Source organism: Pseudomonas sp. NPDC089918, from assembly GCF_050280605.1.
GTDB lineage: Bacteria > Pseudomonadota > Gammaproteobacteria > Pseudomonadales > Pseudomonadaceae > Aquipseudomonas.
Map to the genome: position 1 here is coordinate 139,397 of NZ_JBNNVP010000004.1, position 25,659 is coordinate 165,055.

The following is a 25,659-nucleotide window of genomic DNA, read 5'->3' on the forward strand; positions in this document are numbered from 1 at the left end:
TGCAGCGATCTGAGGCTTAGCTACCCGCCACCGTCATCCGCTCGATCAACACCGACCCGGTGCGAATATTGCTGCGCAGTTCCAGGTCATTACCAACTGCGATGATCTGCTTGAACATGTCACGCATATTGCCGGCGATAGTCACCTCCTGCACCGCGAACTGGATTTCGCCGTTCTCGACCCAGAAACCCGCCGCGCCCCGGGAATAATCGCCAGTGACCATGTTCAGGCCCTGCCCCATCAGTTCGGTGACCAGCAAGCCTCGGCCCATGCGGCGCAGCAAGGCTGCCTGATCTTCATCGCCGTGGGTGACGAACAGGTTGTGCACGCCGCCGGCGTTGGCGGTGCTCGGCATGCCTAGCTTACGACCGGAGTAGGTGCCGAGTACGTAGGACACCAACTCGCCCTTCTCCACGAAGGGCTTGGCGTAGGTCGCCAGGCCATCGCCGTCGAAGGCCGAACTGCCCAGAGCGCGCATCAAATGCGGACGCTCATCGATGGTCAGCCATTCCGGGAAAAGCTTCTGCCCCAGGGTGCCTTCGAGGAACGAGGATTTGCGGTACAGACTGCCACCGGAAATCGCCGACAGGAAACTGCCGAACAAGCCACCGGCCAGTTCCGCAGAAAACAGCACCGGCACTTCGCAAGTCGGCACCGGACGCGCGCCCAGGCGGCTCGCCGCCCGTTGCGCGGCACGTTGGCCGATGCTCTCCGGAGAGGCCAGCAAATTGCCCTGACGGTTCACGTCATACCAGTAATCGCGCTGCATCTGGCCATCGGCTTCGGCGATCATCACGCAACTGAGGCTGTGACGAGTCGACGCGTAGCCACCGATAAAACCGTGGCTGTTGCCGTAAACCCGGCAGCCCTGGTGAGTGCTGAGGGTGGTGCCGTCGGCATTCTTGATCCGGCTGTCGGCGGCAAACGCCGCCGCTTCACAGGCCAGGGCCTGCTCGATGGCTTGCTCCGGGGTAATGTCCCATTGATGAAACAGGTCGAAATCCTGCAGATCCTTGGCCATCAGCGCGGCATCCGCCAGGCCCGAGGCTTCGTCTTCAGACGTGTGCTTGGCGATGGCGAGTGCCGCGGCGACGGTTTCGCGAATCGCTTCCGGGCCGCTGGCCGATGTGCTGGCCGAGCCCTTGCGCTGGCCTACGTACAAGGTGATGCCGAAGCCCTGATCGCGATTGAACTCAACGGTTTCGACTTCCCGCTGACGCACCGTGGTCGACAAGCCCTGCTCCAGCGACACGGCCACTTCACAGGCACTGGCGCCCTGGCGCTTGGCTTCAGCGATGATCTGCTCGACTTGTTCTTGCAGTGCCGGCAACGCTTGTGGGCCGACGCTTTCAACTGCACTCATGCTGTTCTCCACTCAAATTCTGCTTTCGGCTGGGGCCTTCGAGCGACCGGGCCGGACAAGCGGCCCCCGACTGGTTATCATGGCGGCGTTTCTTTGCGGACGGCCACCATGGTTGATTCTTACGACGACTCCCTCGATACGGGAGAAAAAAGCAAATCCCAGGTTAAACGCGAGCTGCATGCTCTGGTTGACCTCGGCGAGCGCCTTACAACGCTCAAGCCTGACTTGCTGGCAAAACTGCCATTGACCGACGCTATGCGCCGGGCCCTGGCCGATGCGCCCAAGCACACCGCGAATATCGCGCGTAAACGGCACCTTATGTTCATCGGCAAACTGATGCGCGATCAGGACACTGACGCCATTCTGACTCTGCTCGATCAACTCGATGCCTCCACTCGGCAGTACAACGAACGTTTCCATGGCCTGGAACGCTGGCGCGATCGCTTGATCGCGGGCGACGATGCAGTCCTGGAGAAGTTCGTGCTCGACTACCCGGAAGCTGATCGTCAGCAATTGCGCTCCCTGATCCGTCAGGCCCAGCACGAACTGGCGACCAACAAGCCACCGGCTTCGAGCCGTAAAATCTTCAAGTACATCCGTGAGCTGGACGAGACTCAACGCGGTCTGCGTTAAGTCCCGAATCGGGTGAGTCGCTACGCGGTTCACCCGAAGCTCCATCCCTCAAGATCCTGTGCCACCCACAGTGATCGCATCGATTTTCAGCGTTGGCTGGCCGACACCCACCGGCACCGACTGCCCATCCTTGCCACACGTGCCCACACCGCTGTCCAGCGCCAGATCGTTACCGACCATCGACACCTTGCTCATGGCTTCCGGCCCGTTGCCGATCAACGTCGCACCTTTGACCGGGGCAGTAATCTTGCCGTCTTCGATCAGGTACGCCTCGCTGGTGGAGAACACGAACTTGCCGCTGGTGATGTCCACCTGGCCACCGCCGAGGTTGGCGCAGTAGATGCCGCGCTTCACCGAGGCGATGATTTCCGCCGGGTCGCTTTCGCCACCGAGCATGTAAGTGTTGGTCATGCGCGGCATCGGCAGGTGCGCATAGGACTCCCGACGACCGTTGCCGGTGCGGGCCACGCCCATCAGACGCGCATTAAGCTTGTCCTGCATATAACCTTTGAGCACGCCGTTTTCGATCAGCGTGGTGCACTCGGTCGGGGTGCCTTCGTCGTCGACGCTCAGCGAACCACGGCGCCCGGCGAGGGTGCCGTCATCGACGATGGTGCAGAGCTTCGAGGCAACCATCTCGCCCATGCGCCCGCTGTAGGCCGAACTGCCCTTGCGGTTGAAATCGCCTTCCAGGCCATGACCGACAGCTTCGTGCAGCAACACGCCTGACCAACCGGAACCCAACACCACCGGCAACGTACCGGCCGGGGCCGGGATCGCTTCCAGATTCACCAGCGCCTGACGCAACGCTTCGCGGGCATAGCCCATGGCGCGGTCGTCGCTGAGGAAATAGCGGTAATCGGTACGACCGCCACCGCCATGACCGCCGCGTTCACGACGACCATTCTGCTCGACGATCACGCTGACGTTGAAACGCACCAGTGGTCGCACATCCGCCGCCAGCCCGCCGTCGGTGGAAGCAATCAAAATCCGCTCCCAGACCCCGGCCATGCTCACGGTGACTTGCTGGATACGCGGGTCGAGGGCGCGAGTCGCCACGTCGATGCGCTTGAGCAGTTCGACTTTCTCGGCACGGGTCATCACTTCCAGCGGGTTATCCGGCCCGTACAATTGGGCGACATCCTGGGTGGTGAATGCCTGCACAGTGCCGTTCTGCCCGGCCCGGGAGATCGAACGGGCTGCACGGGCTGCCGCGCCCAGCGCTTCGAGGGTGATCGCATTGCTGTAGGCGAAACCGGTCTTCTCACCCGATTGCGCACGCACGCCGACACCTTGGTCAAGATTGAAGCTGCCTTCCTTGACGATCCCGTCTTCCAGCGCCCAGGATTCGGAAATCTGCCCCTGGAAATACAGGTCGGCGGCATCGATGCCCGGGCCGGCCAGATCGCCGAGCACACCTTGCAGGCTCTCGATCGTTACGCCGCCGGGCGCCAGGAGGTGTTCACTGACGGAGGACAACAACTCGCTCATATGCTTTACGCCTTAAATTCGTCGTTCTGATGCAGGTCGCTGGGCGCCCTGCGAGAAAAAGCGCCGGTGAGTGGACACCGGCATCCGCGCCCTGATAGACGCCTGTTCGCTGCTGTCGCGCTCGGCCAGCAGCACGGCCTCGCCTTGATCCTGTTGCGCCAGCACACGTCCCCATGGGTCGATAATCGCGGCATGACCAAAGGTTTCTCGTGGCCCCGGATGCATCCCACCCTGAGCGGCCGCGAGCACATAACACTGAGTCTCGATAGCCCGCGCGCGAATCAGCACATCCCAATGGGCCGCGCCGGTCACCGCGGTAAAGGCCGACGGCGCGGTAATCAATTCCGCGCCGGCCGCACGCAATTCGCTGTACAGCTCCGGGAAACGCAGGTCATAACACACCGTCAGGCCGACTCGACCGACCGGAGTGTCGGCAATAACCACACCACTGCCATAAGCATAGTCATCGGATTCGCGATAACGCCCGCGATTATCCGCCACGTCTACGTCGAACAGGTGCAGCTTGTCATACCGTGCAACGGTTTCGCCGCGGTCATCCACCAGCAACGAGCATGCATGCACTTTGGCCGTCGGTTGATCCACTGGCGGCAACGGCAATGTGCCGGCCACTATCCATAACTTGAGGTCGCGGGCGGTCTGTTTCAACCACGGCAGGATCGGGCCTTCGCCCAAGGCTTCGGCGCGGCCGATGTCAGCAATGTCGCGCCGGCCCATGGCAGCGAAGTTTTCCGGCAGCACGGCAAGCCGCGCGCCACCGGTCGCCGCCTGCTCAAGCAGACGACGGGCCTGGGCCAGATTGACCAGCACGTCGCTCTGGCTGACCATTTGAATCACCGCTACAGACATGGCCTATTCCCTATGTGAAATCTACGCATACCTGTAGGAGCTGCGGAGTGAAACGAAGCTGCGATCTTTTGACCTTGAACTTTGAAGTCAAAAGATCGCAGCCTGCGGCAGCTCCTGCAGGGGTATGCGGCGTCGCATGAAAACATGCTACTCCATAGGCCCGAAGAGTGCTTTTTCAAAAAGAATTCAAAAAGGCTTGTCGAAGGTGATTTTCGGTTCTTTCCATGGGCCTTTGACGGTGTATTTGACGCTGGCAAAGCGCGCCACGCGGTCACCGATCAGCTTATCGATCAGGAATAGCGCCCCGCCGACAGCCGGTGCACCGACGATCAGCGCGGCAATCGGCAGGTTGTTGGTCACCGGCAAAGTCACCAACAACTTGGCATCGACCTGATCACCCACCAGGTCCAGTGTGCCATTGAGCTCCACATTGCTCGACGGCCCGGTCAGCAGAATGGGTTCACGGGTCACGTAGACCCCGTTACTGGCGACCAGCAGGCCTTTGACCCGGTCATAGCTCAAGCCTTTGCCGAACAGGTCGGAAAAGTCCAGGCGCAAGCGGCGGCCGATTGAGTTGAAGTTGAGCAGACCAAATACCCGCAGCGCCTGAGCGCTGCCCTCGACTTCAACAAACTGACCTTTATTCAGTGACGCATCAAGGCTGCCGGAGAAGCGTTTGGTGGCCAGCCACGCGGGTGACCCAGGCCAACGACCATCGACGTCCATGTGAAACTCTTCGCTGGTGACGCTCGGTGCAAAACCCCAGCCCTTGAGCACGTCGGCAAGGTTCTTGCCACTGACTCGGCCCTTGTACCAACTGCTGGAGTTACCCGGCACGCCTTCCCAGCCACCGCTGCCCCGCAAGAGAATGCCCTTGAGGCCCAGATCAAGGGCATTGAAGGCGACGCCCTTGTCGGTCGGCCGAACCTTCAGGTGCCACCCGCCCACCAGATCCGGCCCCTGGAACAGCTGATTAATAGTGACATCCAGCGCCGGGATCTTCGTCGGGTCCACCGTGGCCAGCGGATCCGGCGAATTCTCGTCAGCCAGCGCGGTAGGGTCTCGTGCCGGCAAACGTACGTATTGCAGATTGACCGCAATCGGTGCGGCTTTCGCATCGGGAATTCCGACGCTGCCCTTGGCTTGCTGACTGTCGAGTTGCAAGGCCCACGCGGTCGGTTTACGCGTCAACTGCACCGACGCCTGATCGAGGGTGGTGCCGAAACCAGTGAGTTTTCCAACCTTCAAATCCGCGCCACTGAGCAACTGTTTGGCACTGCCGCCAGGATCCTGGCCAGCGTATTTGCTCACCAGATCCTGCCAAGGGGCGAGATCCAGCTCGGACAGTACCCCACGCACGCGCAAGCCTTTGGCGCCGGGCAACACGGCACTGCCGCCACCGAGAAACAACTCGCCGCGACCGTCGGCGAAATTGCCGGTCGGTGCCGCAAACGTGAAACTCGCCAGTTCACCATAGGTGGCCCAGTAACGCCGCTCCGGCCCCTGCAGGGTCATGCGGAACACGGTATCGCGCCCGACATCGGCCGCCATGCCGAACGGTGCCGGCAAATCCACCGCCACGCCTTTGAGGTTGGAGCTGACCATCAATTGGCTGTCTGCGCCATCAAGGTTCAGTTGCAGCTGATAAGGGATCGTCCCCGTCACCGGCAATGGCTGAGTGACATTCAGCCATTCAGTCAGCTTTTTGACCTCGACCTCACTCGTTGCCGTGACCCGAGTGTTGAGCTTGCCCGGGCTGCCTTCAGCGAAGATCTGTGCGGTCACCGGCTTGTCGAAGGCTCGCGCCGTGATCTTTTGCCCGCTCAGCCCCTTGGTGCTGTCGAAACGGAAATCACCCTTGAGGTGCGTCAGTTCCAGGGTGGGCTCACTGAGCTTCAAACGGGCCTTGGCGGTTTTGAAGTCGACGAGGATTTTCGGCTGCTCGCCTTTGACCAGCGGGATATCGAGTTTGAGCTTGCCTTGCAGATCGCCCTCGCCTTCCCAGCCAGCGAACGTGTCGGCGGTGCCGATTGGCGCTTCTTGCAGAATCTTCAGGCCATCGCCCAACCCGCCAGCGAACGCGCCATCGAGGAACAGATGAGTGCTCTGCCCGGCAGGCACACGAGGAATATTGACGTAGACGTCGCTGACCTGGGTGTCGAGCAATTGGCCCTCGCTCGCGAGGATCCGCACGCCGCTGTCTTCGATGAACACATCGCCGCTGACCTTGCTGACATGCGGCCAGCCCGGCTGAAACGCCAGCTCGGCATCGTGGACCTTGAAAAACAGGCTGATGCTGCGAGCCGTTTCGGCGGCGCCGTGGTTCAGCGAACCCTGGTACTGGAAGAAGCCTTCATCCACGGCGCCTTTGAGAATCGCGGTGCGCAGCCATTCGTCCAGCCCCGGGCTGAGAACCGTCGGCAGGTACTTGGCGGTGTAGCGACCGTCGCCGTCGACCAGGCCGACCCGCAAGTCCATGTAGTCTTCCTGGGTGTGATCGAAATGCAGGCGGATCAGGAAGTCGCCGGCAATCTTGCCCTCCTCGCCCAGTACCTTCAGGTACGGTGCGATCAGGGTGAAACCTTCTTTGTCGAGTTTCCAGGTCAACCGGGCGTTGGCCTGAATGTACTGCCATGGCTTGGCGAAAATCGGGTCCAGGTGCAGGGAGAAATCCTTGCTGTCCATGCGCAGCTCGCCCTGCCCGAGGTCGCCGCTGATGTTGCCGCTGACATTTCGCACCGCTGGTGCACCGCGATAGGCGTCGAAGCCGACCTTTTCCAGATTGGCGGCAAAGCTGAATTTGCTGTCATCGGTAGCGCCTGGGCGGAAGTCGATCAGCACGTTGCGCAAAACTCCGGTGACCTTGAGCCGCTCGACCGCCGTGGCGACACCTTCGGGCAGTGGGCCCAGCGCGTTCAGCAGCGGAGTGAGCGGTGTGAGATCGAGACGGTCGGCTTGCAGGTGCAAGAGCTCTGGCACCTTGTCTGTCGCCGCCGTTTGTTGAAATTGCAGTTTCGATTCCCAGCGGGTGTCACCCAGGCTCATGGCCAGAGAATCCAGGGTCACCAGAACGCCTGTGGAACTGCGCTGGAAATACCCGTTCAGAGCCAGGTTGTTGATCTGGATCGGCTTGCGCTCGGCATAGGCGCCCTTGAGTTGCGGCGCGTTCAAACGAATCGCGGCGCGTTGCACGGTGCCCTTGCTCCAGTTAATCCAGAACTCGCCACCGGCCTTGATCTCGGAAAAATTCCATTGCTGGGTCAGGCGCTCAGGCAACCATTTCGACCAATCACTTTGCGGCAGGCTCAGGTAAGCGTCCGCTTCGCCGTCCTTCCATTGGGCAGCGCGCAAACGGGTGCGCAGGCTCATCGCCACCGGCTGGCCGTCGGGCAGGGTCAAACGGGCATCGAGCCGCTGGCGGGATGGACCGGTTTTCAGATTCAGGCCGACGTACGTCAGGGTCAGCGGCGACTCCCCCAACGGCTGCAAAGTGATCTGGCTATCGAGTACCGACAGCTGCTGGACCATCTGCATGCGATTGAGCAGTTGCTCCGGGTTCAGCGGCTGGTCCTGCTGCACTGGCAAACCCTCCAGCGCCCAATGACCGTCCTCACCTTCCTTGAGGCTGATCTTCAGGCCGTTGAGTTCCAGGTGTGCAATGCGCACTTCGCGCGCCAGCAGGCTGGCCCAGAGATCCGGCACCGCGCGCACCTGATCCAGGCGCAAGGCATTGGAACCCGCGCCAACCATCACGTCATGGGCCAAAAGAACCGGGGCGAAGCCGCTCCAGTTGCCTTCCAGCTTGCCGATCTGCAGGGGCATGCCCAAGGCATCGCTGGCTTTGTCTTCGACGTCGGCACGGTACTCGGCCACCAGCGGCGTCAGCTCTCGGCCAAGGCTGACGAACAGCGCCATCAGCACCAAAACCAACGCACACAGGCCCAGACCCCAGCGGGTCAGTGCGGCCAAAATGCGTGTCAGACGCTCCATGTCACTTGGCTCCCATGGCAAAAATACTGCAAAAAGCTGAGGCCAGCCGTTCTAGTGGAGGTGAAACACAACGATTCAGAGCAACACCACGTCGTATTGTTCCTGGGAGTACATGGTTTCCACCTGGAACCGAATGGTGCGCCCGATAAAGCCTTCGAGCTCGGCGACGTTGCCCGACTCTTCGTCGAGCAAGCGGTCGACCACTTTCTGATTCGCCAGCACCCGATAGCCTTCAGCCTGATAGGCCCGGGCCTCACGCAGGATTTCGCGGAAGATCTCGTAGCACACGGTTTCCGGGGTCTTGAGTTTGCCGCGACCCTGGCAGCTGCTGCACGGTTCGCACAGCACTTGCTCAAGACTTTCACGGGTGCGCTTGCGGGTCATCTGCACCAGGCCCAACTCGGTAATGCCGATGATGTTGGTCTTGGCGTGATCGCGTTCCAGTTGCTTCTCGAGGGTTCGCAACACCTGACGCTGATGCTCTTCATCTTCCATGTCGATGAAGTCGATGATGATAATCCCACCCAGATTACGCAGGCGCAGCTGACGGGCAATGGCGGTGGCGGCTTCGAGGTTGGTCTTGAAGATGGTTTCTTCGAGGTTGCGATGACCGACAAAGGCCCCGGTATTGACGTCGATGGTGCTCATGGCTTCCGCTGGATCGACCACCAGATAGCCGCCGGATTTGAGCGGTACCTTGCGCTCCAGGGCTTTCTGGATTTCGTCTTCGACACCGTACAGGTCGAAGATCGGCCGCTCGCCAGGGTAATGCTCCAGACGGTCGGCAATCTCCGGCATCAATTCGGCGACGAATTGCGTGGTTTTCTGGAAGGTTTCCCGGGAATCGATGCGGATCTTCTCGATCTTCGGGCTCACCAGGTCACGCAAGGTGCGTAGCGCAAGGCCGAGGTCTTCGTAAATCACACTCGGCGCGCTGATGGTCTTGATCTGTTCGTTGATCTGGTCCCAGAGCCTGCGCAGATAGCGGATATCCATGAGGATTTCATCGGCCCCGGCGCCTTCGGCAGCAGTACGCAAAATGAAACCGCCGGCCTCCTTGATGCCTTCTTTGGCCACGCAGTCGGTGACCACCTGCTTGAGACGTTCGCGCTCGGCTTCGTCCTCGATCTTCAGGGAAATGCCGACGTGGGCGGTGCGCGGCATGTACACCAGATAGCGCGACGGAATCGACAGTTGCGTGGTCAGGCGTGCGCCTTTGGAGCCGATCGGGTCCTTGGTGACTTGCACCACCAGGCTTTGACCTTCATGAACCAGCGCACTGATGCTTTCGACCGTCGGGCCTTCGCGAAGAGAAATCTCCGAGGCATGAATGAACGCGGCGCGGTCCAGACCGATATCGACGAAGGCGGCCTGCATGCCTGGCAGTACCCGCACGACTTTGCCTTTATAGATGTTGCCGACGATCCCGCGCTTTTGCGTGCGCTCGACATGGACCTCTTGCAGGACACCGTTTTCGACCACCGCCACGCGCGATTCCATCGGCGTGATGTTGATCAGGATCTCTTCACTCATGGCAGGGTCTCGTTCAGGCATGTTCACGATAATGGCCGCATCTTGTCAGTACGACGCTCAACGCGCGTTAAAGGTTTGCCAACAGGGTATGCCGAAATGGCCGAGTAGCTCGCAGGTTTCGCACAGGGGCAATCCGACCACCGCCGAGTAACTGCCGTTGAGCCCGGCGACGAACACCGCGCCCAGTCCTTGAATCCCGTAACCGCCAGCCTTGTCCCGGGGTTCGCCGCTGGCCCAATAGGCCGCTGCTTCGTCGGGGTCGATGTTGCGAAAACGCACCAGGCTACGCACCACCAAAGACTCGCAACGCTCGCCATTGCGCACCGCAATCGCGGTCAGCACTTCATGTTCGCGCCCGGACAACAGCATAAGCATGGCGCATGCGTCGGCTTCGTCCACCGGCTTGCCGAGAATTTTCCCGTCCAGCACCACGGCGGTGTCGGCACCCAGCACGCAGAAATCGGCGTCGGACACGACCGTGCCATGCCCGGCCTCGGCCTTGCCGCGCGCCAGACGCTCGACATAGGCCAATGGGCATTCTTCAGGTAAGGGGGTTTCATCGATGTCCGCGCTGATGACGGAGAACGACACGCCGATTTGCGTGAGCAGTTCACGCCGACGCGGCGAGCCTGAGGCGAGGTACAGCTGTTTCATCAAGACATCTCCCTGCTAGCGCCCTGTCTCACAAATACTGTTCCTTTTTGTCGAGACAGGGCACCGGTGCGAGCACATGCCTGACCGAATTAATTGATTTTGTAGCGTCGACGCAAACCGCGCAAACCGTAGCTGATCCAGGGCCAGAGCAACGCACTGACCAGTGCCGGCAACACCAGTGCCAGGGTCGGCTGACGATTGCCGGTCAGGGCGCTCAGCCACAACTGAACCAGTTGGGCGAGGCCGAAGATCACCAGGATCACCAGGCTCTGTTGCCACATCGGGAACATGCGCAGGCGCTGTTGCAGCGATAGCACCAGGAAGGTAATGAGTGTGAGGATCAACGCGTTCTGGCCCAGCAACGTGCCATACAGCACATCTTCGGCCAGCCCCAGGCACCAGGCGGTCACCATGCCGACTTTCTGCGGCAGGGCCAGCGCCCAAAAGGCCAACAGCAAGGCCAGCCATAGAGGCCGCAGGATTTCCATGAATTGCGGCAACGGCGAAACGCTGAGCAGCATGCCAATGGCAAAGGTCAACCAGACCATCCAGCCATTTCGGGAGGAAGTGGTACCGCCCATTATTCTCTTCCCCCAGTGGTAGCCGGCGCGGAGACAGGCGGTTTGGCAGCTGGCTTCACGGCAGCGGGTTGGGCCGCCGGTGGTTTGACGGCGGCCGGTGCCGACGCGGGTGGCTTACTGGCAGCATGAGGAGCGGCTGCCGGGGTTGCGGCAGCAGGTGCAGCCGCCGGAACAGCCGGAGCAGCAACGGCAGCCGGTATCACCGACACGGCAGGTTTGGGCACGGTTGCGGGAATGATCGGCCCACCGCCATGCTGGTCCAGCGCTTCCTGAGCCTGGGCGGCGTCGTTGGCGCGTTCCTCAGGCGTGCGTCCGTCACTGAATACCAACAACAGATAACGGCTGCGGTTCAATGCAGCGGTCGGCACCGCACGGACGATGGCGAACGGTTGACCGGAATCGTGAATCACTTCCTTGACCGTCGCCACCGGGTAACCCGCCGGGAAACGCTGACCGAGGCCGGAGCTGACCAGCAAATCGCCTTCTTTGATGTCGGCGGTATCGGCCACATGACGCAGCTCAAGGCGCTCCGGGTTACCGGTGCCGCTGGCAATCGCCCGCAGACCGTTACGGTTCACCTGCACCGGAATGCTGTGAGTGGTGTCAGTCAGCAACAGTACGCGGGAGGTATACGGCATCAACTCGACCACCTGCCCCATCAGGCCGCGGGCATCGAGCACCGGCTGACCGAGGATCACACCGTCGCGCTCACCTTTATTGATGATGATGCGATGGGTAAAGGGGTTGGGGTCCATGCCGATCAACTCGGCCACTTCGACCTTTTCGTTGACCAGCGCGGAAGAGTTGAGCAACTCGCGCAGCCGAACGTTCTGCTCGGTAAGGGCGGCCAGCTTTTGCATGCGCCCCTGCAACAGCAGGTTTTCGGTTTTGAGTTTTTCGTTTTCGGCGACCAGTTCGGTCCGGCTGCCAAATTGGCTGGCCACACCTTGCCATAGCCGCTGCGGCAGGTCGGTGATCCAGTAAGACTGCATCAGCACCAGCGACATTTGGCTACGCACTGGCTTGAGCAGTGTGAAGCGGGCATCGACCACCATCAGCGCGACCGATAGCACGGCCAGCACCAACAAGCGCACGCCCAGTGAGGGGCCTTTGGTGAAAAGCGGTTTAATAAGCCGCTCCTCCCAGGCAAATGTTCTCTTTATTCATACGGCATCAAACCGGCCTGGATGCAGACTGACAGAAGATAAACGCAACAGGCAGCACTGCAAAGTGCTGCCTGCGCGCTCAACAGCATAGAGGCGATCCGGCGACTTACTCGCTGGAAAGCAGATCCATGGTGTGTTTATCCATCATTTCCAATGCACGGCCACCGCCGCGTGCAACGCAGGTCAACGGGTCTTCGGCGACGATCACCGGCAGACCGGTTTCCTGGGCCAGCAACTTGTCGAGGTCGCGCAGCAAGGCGCCACCACCGGTCAGTACCAGACCACGTTCGGCGATATCCGATGCCAGCTCCGGAGGCGATTGCTCCAGTGCACTTTTCACGGCCTGAACGATGGTGGCCAGGGACTCTTGCAGAGCTTCCAGCACTTCATTGGAGTTCAGGGTGAATGCGCGTGGAACGCCTTCGGCCAGGTTACGGCCACGAACGTCGACTTCGCGAACTTCGCCGCCCGGGTAAGCCGTACCGATTTCCTGTTTGATGCGCTCGGCGGTGGATTCGCCGATCAGGCTGCCGTAGTTGCGACGCACGTAGGTGATGATCGCTTCGTCGAAGCGGTCGCCGCCAACCCGTACGGATTCGGCATAGACCACACCGTTGAGGGATATCAGCGCGATTTCAGTGGTACCGCCACCGATATCGACAACCATCGAACCGCGAGCTTCTTCCACCGGCAGACCGGCACCGATTGCAGCAGCCATCGGCTCTTCGATCAGGAACACTTCGCGGGCACCGGCACCAAGGGCCGATTCACGGATGGCACGTCGCTCAACCTGGGTGGATTTGCAGGGAACGCAGATCAGCACACGAGGGCTAGGCTGCAGAAAGCTGTTTTCGTGAACCTTGTTGATAAAGTACTGCAGCATTTTTTCGCAGACGCTGAAGTCGGCGATCACACCGTCCTTCATCGGACGAATGGCAGCAATGTTGCCCGGCGTACGGCCGAGCATGCGCTTGGCCTCGGTGCCGACAGCGACGACACTTTTCTGGTTACCGTGTGTCCGAATAGCCACAACCGATGGCTCATTCAGGACGATACCGCGCTCGCGCACGTAAATAAGGGTGTTGGCAGTGCCCAGGTCAATGGAAAGATCGCTGGAAAACATGCCACGCAGTTTCTTGAACATGGGAAAGGGACCCTAGGCAACGCGTGGGTAAAAAAGTGCGGCAAACTCTAACAACGACAGGGATTTTGGGCAAGGCGCCAATATGTTAAATTGGCCGCTTTTCTGTGCACCAAGCCCCACAATCGCGGCCTTGAGACCGTAGAAATGCGGTAGTGTTCCGACAATCTAACACACGGACGCCGTCCGTTCTGTTTTCCACTGGAGAATCCCATGGCGCTTGAACGCTCCGACGTGGAAAAAATCGCTCATTTGGCCTGCCTTGGCCTCAATGATGCCGATCTTCCACACATCACTTCGGCCCTGAACAGCATTCTCGGGCTGGTCGACGAAATGCAAGCGGTCAATACCGACGGTATCGAGCCGCTGGCCCACCCATTGGAAGCGAGCCAGCGCCTGCGTGCAGACGTCGTGACCGAAACCAATCATCGCGAGGCCTATCAGTCCATCGCACCAGCGGTCGAAAACGGCCTGTATCTGGTTCCGAAAGTCATCGACTAAAGGGAAAGAGCCTGCAATGCATCAATTGACTCTGGCCGAGATCGCCCGCGGACTCGCCGATAAAAAGTTTTCTTCCGAAGAGCTGACCAAAGTCCTGCTGGCGCGTATCACCCAGCTTGACCCGCAGCTCAACAGTTTCATCAGCCTCACCGAAGACCTGGCGCTGCAGCAGGCGAAAGCCGCTGACGCTCGTCGGGCCAACGGTGAGAGCGGCGCCCTGCTCGGCGCGCCGATCGCGCACAAAGACCTGTTCTGCACCCAGGGCATCCGCACCAGCTGCGGCTCGAAGATGCTCGACAACTTCAAAGCACCGTACGACGCCACCGTAGTCGCCAAACTGGCTGCTGCCGGGGCCGTGACCCTGGGCAAGACCAACATGGACGAATTCGCCATGGGGTCGGCCAACGAGTCGAGTTACTACGGCGCAGTGAAAAACCCGTGGAATCTGGAACACGTTCCGGGCGGTTCGTCTGGCGGTTCGGCTGCTGCAGTTGCCGCGCGCCTGTTGCCGGCAGCCACCGGCACCGACACCGGCGGTTCGATTCGTCAGCCCGCCGCGCTGACCAACCTCACCGGCCTGAAACCGACGTACGGTCGTGTTTCGCGCTGGGGCATGATTGCCTACGCGTCCAGCCTCGATCAAGGCGGCCCATTGGCCCGCACCGCCGAAGACTGCGCGATCCTGCTGCAAGGCATGGCCGGTTTCGACCCGCAGGACTCCACCAGCATCGACGAGCCCGTGCCTGATTACAGCGCCGGCCTCAACGGTTCGCTGCAAGGCCTGCGCATCGGCGTGCCGAAGGAATACTTCAGCGCAGGTCTGGACCCACGCATCGCTGACCTGGTCATGGCGAGCGTTGAAGAGCTGAAAAAGCTCGGCGCCGTGGTCAAGGAAATCAGCCTGCCGAACATGCAGCACGCAATCCCTGCGTACTACGTGATCGCCCCGGCGGAAGCGTCTTCCAACCTGTCGCGTTTCGACGGCGTGCGTTTCGGCTATCGCTGCGAAGACCCGAAAAACCTGGAAGACCTGTACAAGCGTTCCCGTGGCGAAGGTTTCGGCCCGGAAGTGCAGCGCCGGATCATGGTCGGTGCCTACGCGCTGTCGGCCGGTTACTACGACGCCTACTACCTGAAGGCGCAGAAAATCCGTCGCCTGATCAAGAACGACTTCATGGCTGCCTTTAATGAGGTCGACATCATCCTCGGCCCAACCACGCCGAACCCGGCCTGGAAGCTCGGCGCCAAGAACAGCGACCCGGTCGCTGCGTACCTGGAAGACGTCTACACCATCACCGCCAACCTCGCCGGTCTGCCGGGCTTGTCCATGCCTGCAGGTTTTGTCGATGGCCTGCCGGTCGGCGTGCAGTTGCTCGCCCCGTATTTCCAGGAAGGCCGCTTGCTCAACGTTGCGCACCAGTATCAGTTGAACACTGACTGGCACACCCGCACCCCAACCGGCTTCTGAGGAGAAACACATGCAATGGGAAGTCGTGATCGGGCTGGAGATTCACACCCAGCTCACCACCCGGTCGAAAATCTTTTCCGGTAGCTCCACCACTTTTGGTTCCGAGCCGAACACCCAGGCCAGCCTGGTTGATCTCGGCATGCCCGGCGTATTGCCGGTGCTGAACCAGGAAGCGGTGCGCATGGCGGTGATGTTCGGTCTGGCCATCGATGCCGAGATCGGTCAGCACAACGTGTTCGCCCGTAAAAACTATTTCTACCCGGACCTGCCCAAGGGCTACCAGATCAGCCAGATGGAATTGCCTATCGTCGGCAAGGGCCACCTGGACATCGCCATGGAAGACGGCACGATCAAACGTGTCGGTGTGACCCGTGCGCACCTGGAAGAAGACGCCGGCAAAAGCCTGCACGAAGAATTCACCGGTGCCACCGGCATCGACCTGAACCGTGCGGGTACGCCACTGCTGGAAATCGTTTCCGAGCCGGACATGCGCAGCGCCAAGGAAGCCGTGGCCTACGTCAAGACCATCCACGCGCTGGTGCGCTACCTCGGCATCTGCGACGGCAACATGGCCGAAGGTTCGCTGCGTTGCGACTGCAACGTGTCGATCCGTCCAAAGGGCCAGGTTGAATTCGGCACGCGCTGCGAGATCAAGAACGTCAACTCGTTCCGCTTCATCGAGAAGGCGATCAACAGTGAAGTGCAGCGCCAGATCGAGCTGATCGAAGACGGCGGCAAGGTGATCCAGCAGACCCGCCTGTACGACCCGAACAAGGACGAAACCCGTCCGATGCGCAGTAAAGAGGAAGCCAACGACTACCGTTACTTCCCCGATCCGGACCTGTTGCCGGTGGTCATCGAAGACTCGTTCCTCGACGACGTGCGCGCCACCCTGCCAGAACTGCCACCGCAAAAACGCGAGCGTTTCCAGGAACAGTTCGGTCTGTCGGTCTACGACGCCAGCGTCCTGGCCACCAGCCGCGAGCAAGCCGATTACTTCGAAAAAGTCGCGAGCATCGGCGGCGACGCCAAACTGGCGGCTAACTGGGTAATGGTTGAACTGGGCAGCCTGTTGAACAAGCAAGGCCTGGACATCGACCAGTCGCCGGTTTCGGCCGAGCAACTGGGCGGCATGCTGCTGCGCATCAAGGACAACACCATCTCCGGCAAAATCGCCAAGGTGGTGTTTGAAGCCATGGCCAACGGCGAAGGCAGCGCAGACGAGATCATCGACAAGCGCGGCCTCAAGCAAGTGACCGACACCGGCGCGATCTCGGCGGTGCTGGACGAAATGCTCGCGGCCAACGCCGAGCAGGTCGAACAATACCGCGCGGCAGACGAAGCCAAACGCGGCAAGATGTTCGGCTTCTTCGTCGGCCAGGCCATGAAAGCCTCCAAAGGCAAGGCCAACCCGCAACAGGTCAACGAACTGCTTAAAAGCAAGCTCGAAGGCTGATTGCAATGGAGCCAGTTTTAAAGCCTGGCTCTACCCCTTGTGGGAGCGAGCCTGCTCGCGATGACGGCGGCACATCCATCATTGATGTGACTGACAGTCCGCCATCGCGAGCAGGCTCGCTCCCACATTTGTTTTTGGGAGCTTTCTAAATGAAGCGTCTGCTCAGTGCCTGCGCCCTGCTCTCTCTGCTGGCCGGTTGCGCCAGCACGGATGTTGTTGATCCACACGGCTACGACAAGACCGGCGTAGCTTCGTATTACGGCGCCAAACACCATGGCAAACGCACCGCCAGCGGCGAGCGTTTCAACCAGCACGGCCTGACCGCCGCCCATCGCCAGTTGCCGTTCGGCACCCGGGTGAAGATTACCAACCTTAATAACGACAGGTCCTGCGTGGTGCGCGTCAACGACCGCGGGCCATACTCTCGTGGGCGCCTGATCGACGTGTCACGTGAAGCGGCCGAACAGTTGGGCATGCTGCGCAGTGGCACCGCGAAAGTTCGCGTGCAAGCCCTCGACGACTGATAGACGGAGCGCTGACTATTTTCGGACTTGCCGATTTACCCCTGATCAGCGTGATTGAATTGTTCAGCGGTCTGTTTTTACTGATCGCCGGTGCCGAACTGATGGTGCGCGCCGCCGTGCGCCTGGCCGCGCGACTGCATGTGCGGCCGCTGATCATCGGCCTGACCATCGTGGCCCTCGGCAGCAGCGCACCGCAGATGGCGGTCAGCCTGCAAGCCACCCTGGCGCAAAACGCCGACATCGCCGTTGGCAGCGTGATCGGCAGCAGCATCTTCAACATCCTCGTCACCCTCGGGCTCTCGGCGCTGATTATTCCACTGCGGGTGTCGCGGCAATTGGTGCGCCTGGATATTCCGCTGATGATCGGCGCCAGCCTGTTGGTGTTCGTGCTGGCGTGGAACGAAGAATTGAACCGGGCCGACGGCGTGATTCTGCTGGGCGCGCTGGTGCTGTACCTGGGCTTGCTGCTGCGCCAGTCGCGGCACTCGGCCCGTCCGCCATCGAGCGCGCATGAAGCGCCACAGGCACCGTGGTTCAGCAGCTTGCTGATGATCGTCGCCGGGCTGGCGATGCTGGTGTTCGCCGGACACTTGCTGCTTGGCGCCGCGGTGGCGGTCGCGACCGACCTGGGGTTGTCGGAGCGGATTATCGGCCTGACCATCGTCGCCGTCAGCACGTCCTTGCCGGAGCTGGCCACTTCGTTGATCGCCGCGTTGCGCGGTCAGCGGGACATCGCGGTGGGCAACGTGATCGGCAGCAACCTGTTCAACCTCCTGGGCGTGCTCGGGCTTACCGCATTGATCGCGCCGTCGCCGCTGTCGGTCTCGCCCAATGCCCTGGATTTCGACCTGCCGGTGATGCTCGGTGTCGCGGTGCTGTGCCTGCCAGTGTTCTATTCCGGCTACCGGGTGACGCGCGCCGAGGGCCTGCTGTTCTTGGGTTTGTACCTGGCCTATGGGCTGCATGTGGTGTCGTTCACCACGGGAATGCCGCTGGCCGGAAAGCTTGAACACCTGATGCTGTTTTTCGTCCTGCCGGCGCTGGGGGCGTTTTTGCTGTTCACCTCGCTGCGCGCCTGGCGTCGCCAACACCACAAGAGGGAATTGCCATGAGCACTGATAAAAAGCCTGGGGTTGAAGTCCGCCGCCAAGTGATGGGCGACGCTTTCGTCGACCGCGCCTTGGGCAACGCCACCGAGTTCACCCAGCCGCTGCAGGACTTCGTCAACGAACACGCCTGGGGCGGGGTCTGGAACCGTGAAGGTCTGCCGCTGAAAACCCGCAGCCTGATCACCCTCGCCGCGCTGACCGCGTTGAAGTGCCCGCAAGAATTGAAAGGCCATGTGCGCGGTGCGCTGAACAACGGCTGCACCGTGGAAGAAATTCGCGAGGCGCTGCTGCATTGCGCGGTGTATGCCGGCGTGCCGGCGGCGATCGATGCGTTTCGGGCGGCGCAGGAAGTGATTGATAGCTACCAGAAGCCGGAGTAACAGCCTGGCGGTTGTAGCGTTAGAAAGATTGCTATCGCGAGCAGGCTCGCTCCCACAGGTGAATGCATTCCAAATGTGGGAGCGAGCCTGCTCGCGATGAGGCCTTTAAGAACACCGCAAAACCTTCGCCTAAATCCACCCACCCCACTGCAACAAAAAGATCCCGATGTTAGTGGTGACCGCCGCCATCAGCGTGGTAATCACGATGATCGCTGCCGCCAGTTCATGATTGCCATTGGCCTGCCGCGCCATGACGAAACTGGCCGCCGCGGTGGGGCTGCCGAAGTACAAAAACAGAATCCCCAACTCCGCCCCGCGAAAACCCCAGAGCCAGGCGCCAAGCGTCGCCAGCACTGGCAGGCCGATCATCTTCACCAGGCTTGAACTCAGCGCCATCGTGCCGCTTTTGCGCATCGCCGCCAGCGACAACGTGCCCCCGATGCAGATCAGCGCCAACGGCAAGGTGGTTTGTGCCAGGTACTGGCCGGACGTTTCCAGCCACCCCGGCAAACCGATCTTGAAATAGGCAAACGGCGCCGCCGTAAACACGCTGATGATCAGCGGGTTGACCATCACGCTTTTGCAGATGCTCCACGGGTCAGACTTGATCACCGGGCTGTAGACCGCCAGCACGATGGTCGAGAGCGTGTTATAGAACAGGATCACCAACGCCGCGAGAATAGCCCCAAGGGAAATCCCGTAGTCGCCGTACATGCTCGCCGCCAGTGCCAGACCGATAACGCCGTTGTTACCGCGAAACGCGCCTTGGGTGTAGATCCCCCGGTCTTCCCTCGGGCATTTCCAGATCGCCCAGCCCCAGGCAATCGCAAAACACATCAGCGTGGCAATCGAGAAGTAGATCAGCAGCGCCGGTTGCAGCGCGGCATGCAGGTCAGCATGCAAGATGCCCAGAAACAGCAACGCCGGCATGGTGACGTTGAACACCAGGGCCGACGCGGTATGAATGAAGTTGTCGTTGATCCAGTCGATGCGCTTGAGCAGCGCCCCCAGAAACAGCATGGCAAACACCGGCGCGGTGATGTTCAGGGTTTCGAGGAAAATAGCCAGCATGCCGGAAGAACCTTGGGTGGGCGTCGTTAGGGGGCTAATGATAAGCCACTTTCACCCGGATCGTTCCCACGCTCTGCGTGGGAATTCCTCTTGTGACGCTCTGCGTCACGCTTTTGGGACGCAGAGCGTCCCGGGCTGCATTCCCACGCAGAGCGTGGGAACGATCATTACGTGATCGGCGCAGGGTTGAACAAGGTAATGTCGTTATGCAGCTTATGCTGCTCCGCCCACGTCAGTTTCTTGCCGCTGGCCACGTCCAGGTAGTAGTGGAACAACTCCCAGCCAAGCTCTTCAATCGACGCTCGCCCGGTCGCAATCCGCCCGGCATCGATATCGATCAAATCCGGCCAGCGTTGCGCCAGTTCTGTTCGGGTCGACACCTTTACCACCGGCGCCATCGCCAACCCATAAGGCGTACCCCGCCCGGTCGTGAACACATGCAGGTTCATCCCCGCCGCCAACTGCAACGTCCCGCAGACAAAATCACTGGCCGGGGTCGCGCAGAAAATCAGCCCTTTGCGCTTGAATCGCTCGCCAGGGCCGAGCACCCCGTTGATCGCGCTGCTGCCGGACTTGACGATCGAGCCCAGCGACTTCTCGACAATGTTCGACAACCCGCCCTTCTTGTTCCCCGGCGTGGTGTTGGCACTGCGATCCGCTTCGCCCTTGGCCAGGTAACGGTCGTACCAGTCCATCTCCCGCACCAGTTCCTGAGCCACTTCCTCGGTTTCGGCGCGGGACGTCAGCAGGTAAATCGCGTCGCGCACCTCGGTGACTTCGGAAAACATCACCGTCGCACCGGCCCGCAGCAACAGGTCCGAGGCGTAGCCGAGCGCCGGGTTGGCAGTGATGCCAGAGAACGCATCGCTGCCGCCGCACTGCATGCCGAGGATCAGCTCGGACGCCGGCACGGTTTCCCGACGACGCAGATCGAGCTTCTTCAAGCGGGTTTCGGCCAGTTCCATGATCTGCTCGATCATCTCGGTGAAACCGTGGCTGGAGTCCTGCAAGCGGTACAGCCACGGCTCGCTCAAATCCACCGAACTATCGTTCTCGTGCATCACCTGCCCGGCCTGCAATTTTTCGCAGCCCAGGCTGATCACCAGCGCTTCGCCACCCAGGTTCGGGTTGCGCGCCAGATTGCGCACGGTGCGGATCGGGATGTACGCGTCGGTGGCGGTGATCGCCACGCCGCAGCCGTAACTGTGGGTCAGCGCCACCACGTCATCGACGTTCGGGTACTTGGGCAGCAGTTCGTCCTTGATGCGTTTTACCGCGTGATCCAGCACCCCCGTGACGCATTGCACCGTGGTGGTGATGCCCAGAATGTTGCGCGTGCCGACGGTGCCGTCGGCGTTGCGATACCCCTCGAAGGTGAAGCCTTCCAGCGGTGCCTGTGCGGCCGGCACTTCGGTGGACAGCGGCAGGCTGTCCAGCGGCGGCGCGGTCGGCATGCGCAGTTGATCTTCCTTGACCCAGCTGCCGCGAGGAATGGGCTGCAACGCGTAGCCAATGGTCTGGCCGTAACGAATCACCTGGCCGCCCTCGGGAATGTCCTCGAGAGTGACCTTGTGGCTCTGCGGCACGAAATCCACGGTGACCAAACCATCGGGGAATTCGGTGCCGGCCGGTACGCCCTGATCGTTGACCACGATCACCACATTGTCCCGCTCGTGCAGGCGGATGTAGCGCGGCGAGTCGGAATGTTCAATCAACTGCATGACGCCGCTCCTCAGGAATGCGCTTCAGATAACTTATTGTTGGTTTCAGGACCGCTGACAGGCGGCTCTTTGAGTACCACACGTTTGATCGGGCCAACGATCACCAGATAGCTGAAGACGGCTACCAGCGCGTTGCAACCGACGAACACCAGCGCCCATTTGAATGAACCGGTGGAGCTGATGATGTAGCCGATAACGATCGGCGTGGTGATCGACGCAATGTTGCCGAAGGTGTTGAACAGGCCGCCGCTGAGGCCGGCGATCTGTTTCGGCGAGGTGTCGGACACCACGGCCCAGCCCAACGCGCCCACGCCTTTGCCGAAGAAGGCCAGGGCCATGAAGCCGACGACCATCCATTCAACGTCCACATAGTTGCAGGCCACGATGCTGCTGGACACCAGCAGGCCGGCGATGATCGGCGCCTTGCGGGCAAACGTCAGCGAGTGACCTTTGCGCAGCAGGTAATCGGAAATCACCCCGCCAAGCACACCACCGATAAACCCGCAGATCGCCGGCAGCGAGGCAATAAAACCGGCCTTGAGGATGGTCATGCCGCGCTCCTGCACCAGGTACACCGGGAACCAGGTCAGGAAGAAGTAAGTGATGCCGTTGATGCAGTACTGACCCAGATACACGCCGAGCATCATGCGGTTGGTGAGCAGTTGGCGGATGTAGTCCCACTTCGGACCGTCGCCTTTTTTGCCTTTGCCTTTGTCCTGGTCCATGTCGACCATGCCGCCGTTGTCGGCGATGTGCTTGAACTCGGCGTCGTTGATCATCGGGTGCTGGCGCGGGCTGTAGATCACCTTCAGCCAGATCCCCGAGAAGATGATGCCGATCACCCCCATGACGATGAACACGTGCTGCCAGCCGAAGCTGTAAACGATCCAACCCATCAGCGGTGCGAACAACACAGTGGCGAAGTATTGCGCCGAGTTGAAGATCGCAGACGCTGTACCGCGCTCAGCGGTCGGGAACCAGGCCGCCACGATGCGTGCGTTGCCGGGGAAGGATGGCGCTTCGGCCAGGCCCACCAAAAAGCGCAGCATGAACAGCGCAACCACCGCCGTGGACATGCCGAACTCACCGACATAGCCCTGCAGCACGGTGAACAGCGACCAGGTGAAAATGCTCAACGCGTAGATTTTTTTCGAACCGAAACGGTCCAGCAGCCAGCCACCGGGAATTTGCCCGGCCACGTAGGCCCAACCGAATGCGGAGAAGATATAACCGAGGGTGACCGCGTCGATGCCGAGGTCTTTTTGCAGGCTGGAGCCGGCGATTGCGATGGTGGCCCGGTCGGCGTAGTTGATCGTGGTCACCAGAAACAGCATGAGCAGGATCAAATAGCGGACGTGAGTCGGCTTGGTCGATTGCATTGTAGATGTACTCCCACTGATTATTTTTATGCGCGGGTGAATCTTCTTTGGTCTGTCTTTTGTGGGAGCTGGCCTGCCAGCGATACAGGCCACTCGGTGTGTCAGTCACACCGCGATGATGCTATCGCCGGCAGGCCAGCTCCCACAGGTATTGCGTGTATCAGGAGCCGATGTAGCTGGTCTTCACGACCGTGTAAAACTCTTGTGCATAGCGACCTTGCTCACGTGAGCCATAGGATGAACCTTTGCGCCCACCAAACGGAACGTGGTAATCCACGCCGGCGGTCGGCAGGTTGACCATCACCATCCCGGCCTGGGAGTGGCGCTTGAAGTGGTTGGCGTACTTCAGCGACGTGGTGGCGATACCCGCTGACAAGCCGAACTCGGTGTCGTTGGCCATGGCCAGCGCTGCCTCGTAATCGGCGACGCGAACGATGTTGGCCACCGGGCCGAAGATCTCTTCGCGGCTGATGCGCATCGCCGCTGTGCTGTCGGCAAACAGCGTCGGCGCGAGGAAGTAGCCTTCGGTGTCGCACGTCACCAGACCACCGCCACTGACCAGACGCGCACCTTCGGACTGGCCGATATCGATGTACTTCATGTCCTGTTCAAGCTGAGCCTGCGAGACGACCGGACCGATATCAGTGCCGGTTTTCAGCGCGTGACCGACCTTGATCGACTTCATGCGCTCGGCCATGGCTTCGACGAATTTGTCGTGAATCCCGGCGGTGACGATGAAGCGGCTCGACGCGGTGCAACGCTGCCCGGTGGAGTAGAACGCGCTCTGTACCGACAGCTCGACCGCTTGCTTGAGATCGGCGTCATCGAGAATGATCTGCGGGTTCTTGCCGCCCATTTCCAGCTGCACTTTCGCTTGGCGCGACACGCAGCTGACGGCGATCTGCCGACCGACACCGACGGAGCCAGTGAAGCTGATGCCGTCGACTTTCGGGCTCTGCACCAGCGCATCGCCAACCACTCGACCGCTGCCCATCACCAGGTTGAATACGCCGGCCGGGAAGCCTGCGCGGGAGATGATTTCCGCCAGCGCCCAGGCGCAGCCCGGTACCAGATCGGCAGGTTTCAGCACGACGCAGTTGCCGTAGGCCAGGGCCGGGGCAATTTTCCAGGCCGGGATCGCAATCGGGAAGTTCCACGGGGTGATCAGGCCGACCACACCCAGCGCTTCGCGAGTGACTTCGACGTTGACGCCCGGACGCACCGACGGCAAATAGTCGCCGGACAGGCGCAGGCATTCACCGGCGAAGAACTTGAAGATGTTGCCGGCGCGGGTCACTTCGCCGATGGCTTCGGGCAGGGTCTTGCCCTCTTCCCGGGCCAGCAAGGTGCCGAGTTCTTCGCGACGGGCGAGGATCTCGCTGCCGACTTTATCCAGGGAATCGTGACGTGCCTGGATGCCGGAAGTGGACCAGGCCGGGAACGCGGCGCGAGCGGCGTCGATGGCGGCGTGGACCTGAGCCAGATCAGCCTTGGCGTATTCGCCGATGGTATCGCTCAACTCGGACGGGTTGATGTTGGCGCAGTAATCACCGCCCTTCACCCATTCGCCGTTGATGTAGTTATCGAAATGCTTTGCATCAGCCACTTGAAAATCTCCTCACGCAAAAAGCCGCTGATTGCTCAGCGGCCTTGGTTTTATCGAGTGTTATTGCGCACCTTGCTTGTCGATCAGCGCGGCGAGCATTTCGTACTCTTCGCCCGTCAGATCGGTCAGCGGTGCACGCACAGGACCTGCGTCGAAGCCTGCGATTTTTGCCCCGGCCTTGACGATGCTCACCGCGTAGCCAGCTTTGCGGTTACGGATGTCCAGGTACGGCAGGAAGAAGTCGTCGATGATCTTGCCGACGGTGGCGTGATCTTCGCGAGCAATGGCGTGGTAGAAATCCATTGCGGTTTTCGGGATGAAGTTGAACACCGCCGAGGAGTAAACCGGCACGCCCAGCGCCTTGTAGGCCGCGGCGTAGACTTCAGCGGTCGGTAAACCGCCCAGGTAGCTGAAGCGATCACCGAGGCGGCGACGGATCGACACCATCAACTCGATATCGCCCAGACCATCCTTGTAACCGATCAGGTTCGGGCAGCGCTCGGCCAGACGTTCCAGCAAAGGAGCGGTCAGGCGGCAGACGTTGCGGTTGTAAACCACCACGCCGATTTTTACCGATTTGCATACCGCTTCAACGTGGTCGGCAACACCGTCCTGGCTGGCTTCGGTCAGGTAGTGCGGCAGCAGCAACAGGCCTTTGGCGCCCAGACGCTCGGCTTCCTGAGCGTATTCGATGGCCTGGCGAGTGGCGCCGCCTACGCCGGCAAGAATTGGCACGCTGGTAGCGCAAGTGTCGACGGCAGTCTTGATGATTTCCGAATATTCGCTGGCCGCCAGAGAGAAGAACTCACCGGTGCCGCCCGCGGCGAACAATGCCGAGGCGCCGTATGGGGCCAGCCATTCGAGACGCTTGATGTAGCCCGCGCGATGGAAATCGCCCTGAGCATTGAAGTCGGTGACCGGGAATGACAGCAGGCCGGAAGAGAGGATGGACTTCAGTTCTTGTGGATTCATTATTCGAACACCCTGAGTAGCAACGTTGTGTGAGAAAACCGTTCAGCCTTCGC

21 protein-coding genes are annotated in these 25,659 nt (G+C 60.8%); 7 read left to right on the forward strand and 14 right to left on the reverse strand.

Annotated elements, in window-relative coordinates:
- Positions 1-16: 16 nt before the first annotated feature.
- Positions 17-1,363, reverse strand: a complete 1,347-nt coding sequence (gene pmbA, locus ACQKPC_RS04805) for a metalloprotease PmbA (protein ID WP_427623348.1) — start codon at positions 1,361-1,363, stop codon at positions 17-19.
- A 108-nt stretch (positions 1,364-1,471) separates the two neighbouring features.
- On the opposite strand from pmbA, the gene yjgA reads away from it, so the two are divergent.
- Positions 1,472-1,996 (forward strand): ribosome biogenesis factor YjgA, encoded by a 525-nt coding sequence (gene yjgA / locus ACQKPC_RS04810; RefSeq protein WP_007901505.1) that lies wholly within the window; start codon positions 1,472-1,474, stop codon positions 1,994-1,996.
- A gap of 48 nt (positions 1,997-2,044) precedes the next feature.
- Here yjgA and tldD read toward each other — a convergent pair whose 3' ends face one another.
- The 8 genes from tldD to mreB form a co-directional block, all read right to left on the reverse strand.
- A complete protein-coding gene (gene tldD, locus ACQKPC_RS04815) occupies positions 2,045-3,487 on the reverse strand; it encodes a metalloprotease TldD (protein WP_427623350.1) in 1,443 nt (480 codons plus the stop codon).
- A gap of 12 nt (positions 3,488-3,499) precedes the next feature.
- A complete protein-coding gene (locus ACQKPC_RS04820; protein ID WP_427623352.1) occupies positions 3,500-4,354 on the reverse strand; it encodes a carbon-nitrogen hydrolase family protein in 855 nt (284 codons plus the stop codon).
- Positions 4,355-4,540: 186 nt separating this feature from the next.
- On the reverse strand, positions 4,541-8,344 hold the full coding sequence (locus ACQKPC_RS04825; protein ID WP_427623354.1) for a YhdP family protein: 3,804 nt from the start codon (positions 8,342-8,344) through the stop codon (positions 4,541-4,543).
- Positions 8,345-8,419: 75 nt separating this feature from the next.
- Positions 8,420-9,877, reverse strand: a complete 1,458-nt coding sequence (rng, locus tag ACQKPC_RS04830; protein ID WP_008067330.1) for a ribonuclease G — start codon at positions 9,875-9,877, stop codon at positions 8,420-8,422.
- Between the two features lie 57 nt (positions 9,878-9,934).
- Positions 9,935-10,531, reverse strand: a complete 597-nt coding sequence (locus tag ACQKPC_RS04835) for a Maf family protein (RefSeq protein ID WP_427623356.1) — start codon at positions 10,529-10,531, stop codon at positions 9,935-9,937.
- Positions 10,532-10,620: 89 nt separating this feature from the next.
- A complete protein-coding gene (gene mreD, locus ACQKPC_RS04840) occupies positions 10,621-11,112 on the reverse strand; it encodes a rod shape-determining protein MreD (protein ID WP_007901481.1) in 492 nt (163 codons plus the stop codon).
- Positions 11,112-12,242 (reverse strand): rod shape-determining protein MreC, encoded by a 1,131-nt coding sequence (gene mreC, locus ACQKPC_RS04845; protein WP_427623421.1) that lies wholly within the window; start codon positions 12,240-12,242, stop codon positions 11,112-11,114. The genes mreD and mreC overlap by 1 nt, the downstream gene beginning before the upstream one ends.
- Positions 12,243-12,384: 142 nt before the next feature.
- Positions 12,385-13,422 (reverse strand): rod shape-determining protein MreB, encoded by a 1,038-nt coding sequence (gene mreB / locus ACQKPC_RS04850; RefSeq protein WP_002555108.1) that lies wholly within the window; start codon positions 13,420-13,422, stop codon positions 12,385-12,387.
- 210 nt (positions 13,423-13,632) lie between these two features.
- On the opposite strand from mreB, the gene gatC reads away from it, so the two are divergent.
- The 6 genes from gatC to ACQKPC_RS04880 all read left to right on the forward strand — a co-directional run bounded on the left by gatC (position 13,633) and on the right by ACQKPC_RS04880 (position 18,857).
- Positions 13,633-13,920 carry an Asp-tRNA(Asn)/Glu-tRNA(Gln) amidotransferase subunit GatC gene (gatC, locus tag ACQKPC_RS04855; RefSeq protein ID WP_007901429.1) on the forward strand — a complete coding sequence of 96 codons (288 nt, stop codon included), beginning with the start codon at positions 13,633-13,635 and terminating at the stop codon, positions 13,918-13,920.
- A gap of 16 nt (positions 13,921-13,936) precedes the next feature.
- Complete coding sequence (gene gatA, locus ACQKPC_RS04860) at positions 13,937-15,388, forward strand: Asp-tRNA(Asn)/Glu-tRNA(Gln) amidotransferase subunit GatA (RefSeq protein WP_427623359.1); 1,452 nt, start codon at positions 13,937-13,939, stop codon at positions 15,386-15,388.
- A gap of 10 nt (positions 15,389-15,398) precedes the next feature.
- On the forward strand, positions 15,399-16,844 hold the full coding sequence (gene gatB, locus ACQKPC_RS04865; protein WP_427623361.1) for an Asp-tRNA(Asn)/Glu-tRNA(Gln) amidotransferase subunit GatB: 1,446 nt from the start codon (positions 15,399-15,401) through the stop codon (positions 16,842-16,844).
- Between the two features lie 149 nt (positions 16,845-16,993).
- Entirely contained in the window at positions 16,994-17,368 is a 375-nt protein-coding gene (locus ACQKPC_RS04870; RefSeq protein WP_048396578.1) for a septal ring lytic transglycosylase RlpA family protein, read from the forward strand.
- Positions 17,369-17,418: 50 nt separating this feature from the next.
- Positions 17,419-18,480, forward strand: a complete 1,062-nt coding sequence (locus ACQKPC_RS04875) for a calcium/sodium antiporter (RefSeq protein ID WP_427623363.1) — start codon at positions 17,419-17,421, stop codon at positions 18,478-18,480.
- Positions 18,477-18,857: a carboxymuconolactone decarboxylase family protein gene (locus tag ACQKPC_RS04880; RefSeq protein ID WP_008067305.1), complete on the forward strand. Its 381-nt coding sequence runs from the start codon at positions 18,477-18,479 to the stop codon at positions 18,855-18,857. Before ACQKPC_RS04875 ends, ACQKPC_RS04880 begins: the two co-directional genes overlap by 4 nt.
- A 129-nt stretch (positions 18,858-18,986) precedes the next feature.
- Here ACQKPC_RS04880 and ACQKPC_RS04885 read toward each other — a convergent pair whose 3' ends face one another.
- From ACQKPC_RS04885 to kdgD, 5 genes are all read right to left on the reverse strand, one after another.
- A complete protein-coding gene (locus tag ACQKPC_RS04885) occupies positions 18,987-19,928 on the reverse strand; it encodes an AEC family transporter (RefSeq protein WP_427623365.1) in 942 nt (313 codons plus the stop codon).
- A gap of 167 nt (positions 19,929-20,095) precedes the next feature.
- On the reverse strand, positions 20,096-21,649 hold the full coding sequence (garD, locus tag ACQKPC_RS04890) for a galactarate dehydratase (protein ID WP_427623367.1): 1,554 nt from the start codon (positions 21,647-21,649) through the stop codon (positions 20,096-20,098).
- Positions 21,650-21,660: 11 nt separating this feature from the next.
- Entirely contained in the window at positions 21,661-23,028 is a 1,368-nt protein-coding gene (locus ACQKPC_RS04895; protein ID WP_008015294.1) for an MFS transporter, read from the reverse strand.
- 160 nt (positions 23,029-23,188) lie between these two features.
- Positions 23,189-24,634: an aldehyde dehydrogenase family protein gene (locus tag ACQKPC_RS04900; protein WP_427623369.1), complete on the reverse strand. Its 1,446-nt coding sequence runs from the start codon at positions 24,632-24,634 to the stop codon at positions 23,189-23,191.
- A gap of 60 nt (positions 24,635-24,694) precedes the next feature.
- Entirely contained in the window at positions 24,695-25,606 is a 912-nt protein-coding gene (kdgD, locus tag ACQKPC_RS04905; protein WP_192346260.1) for a 5-dehydro-4-deoxyglucarate dehydratase, read from the reverse strand.
- Between the last annotated feature and the right edge of the window lie 53 nt (positions 25,607-25,659).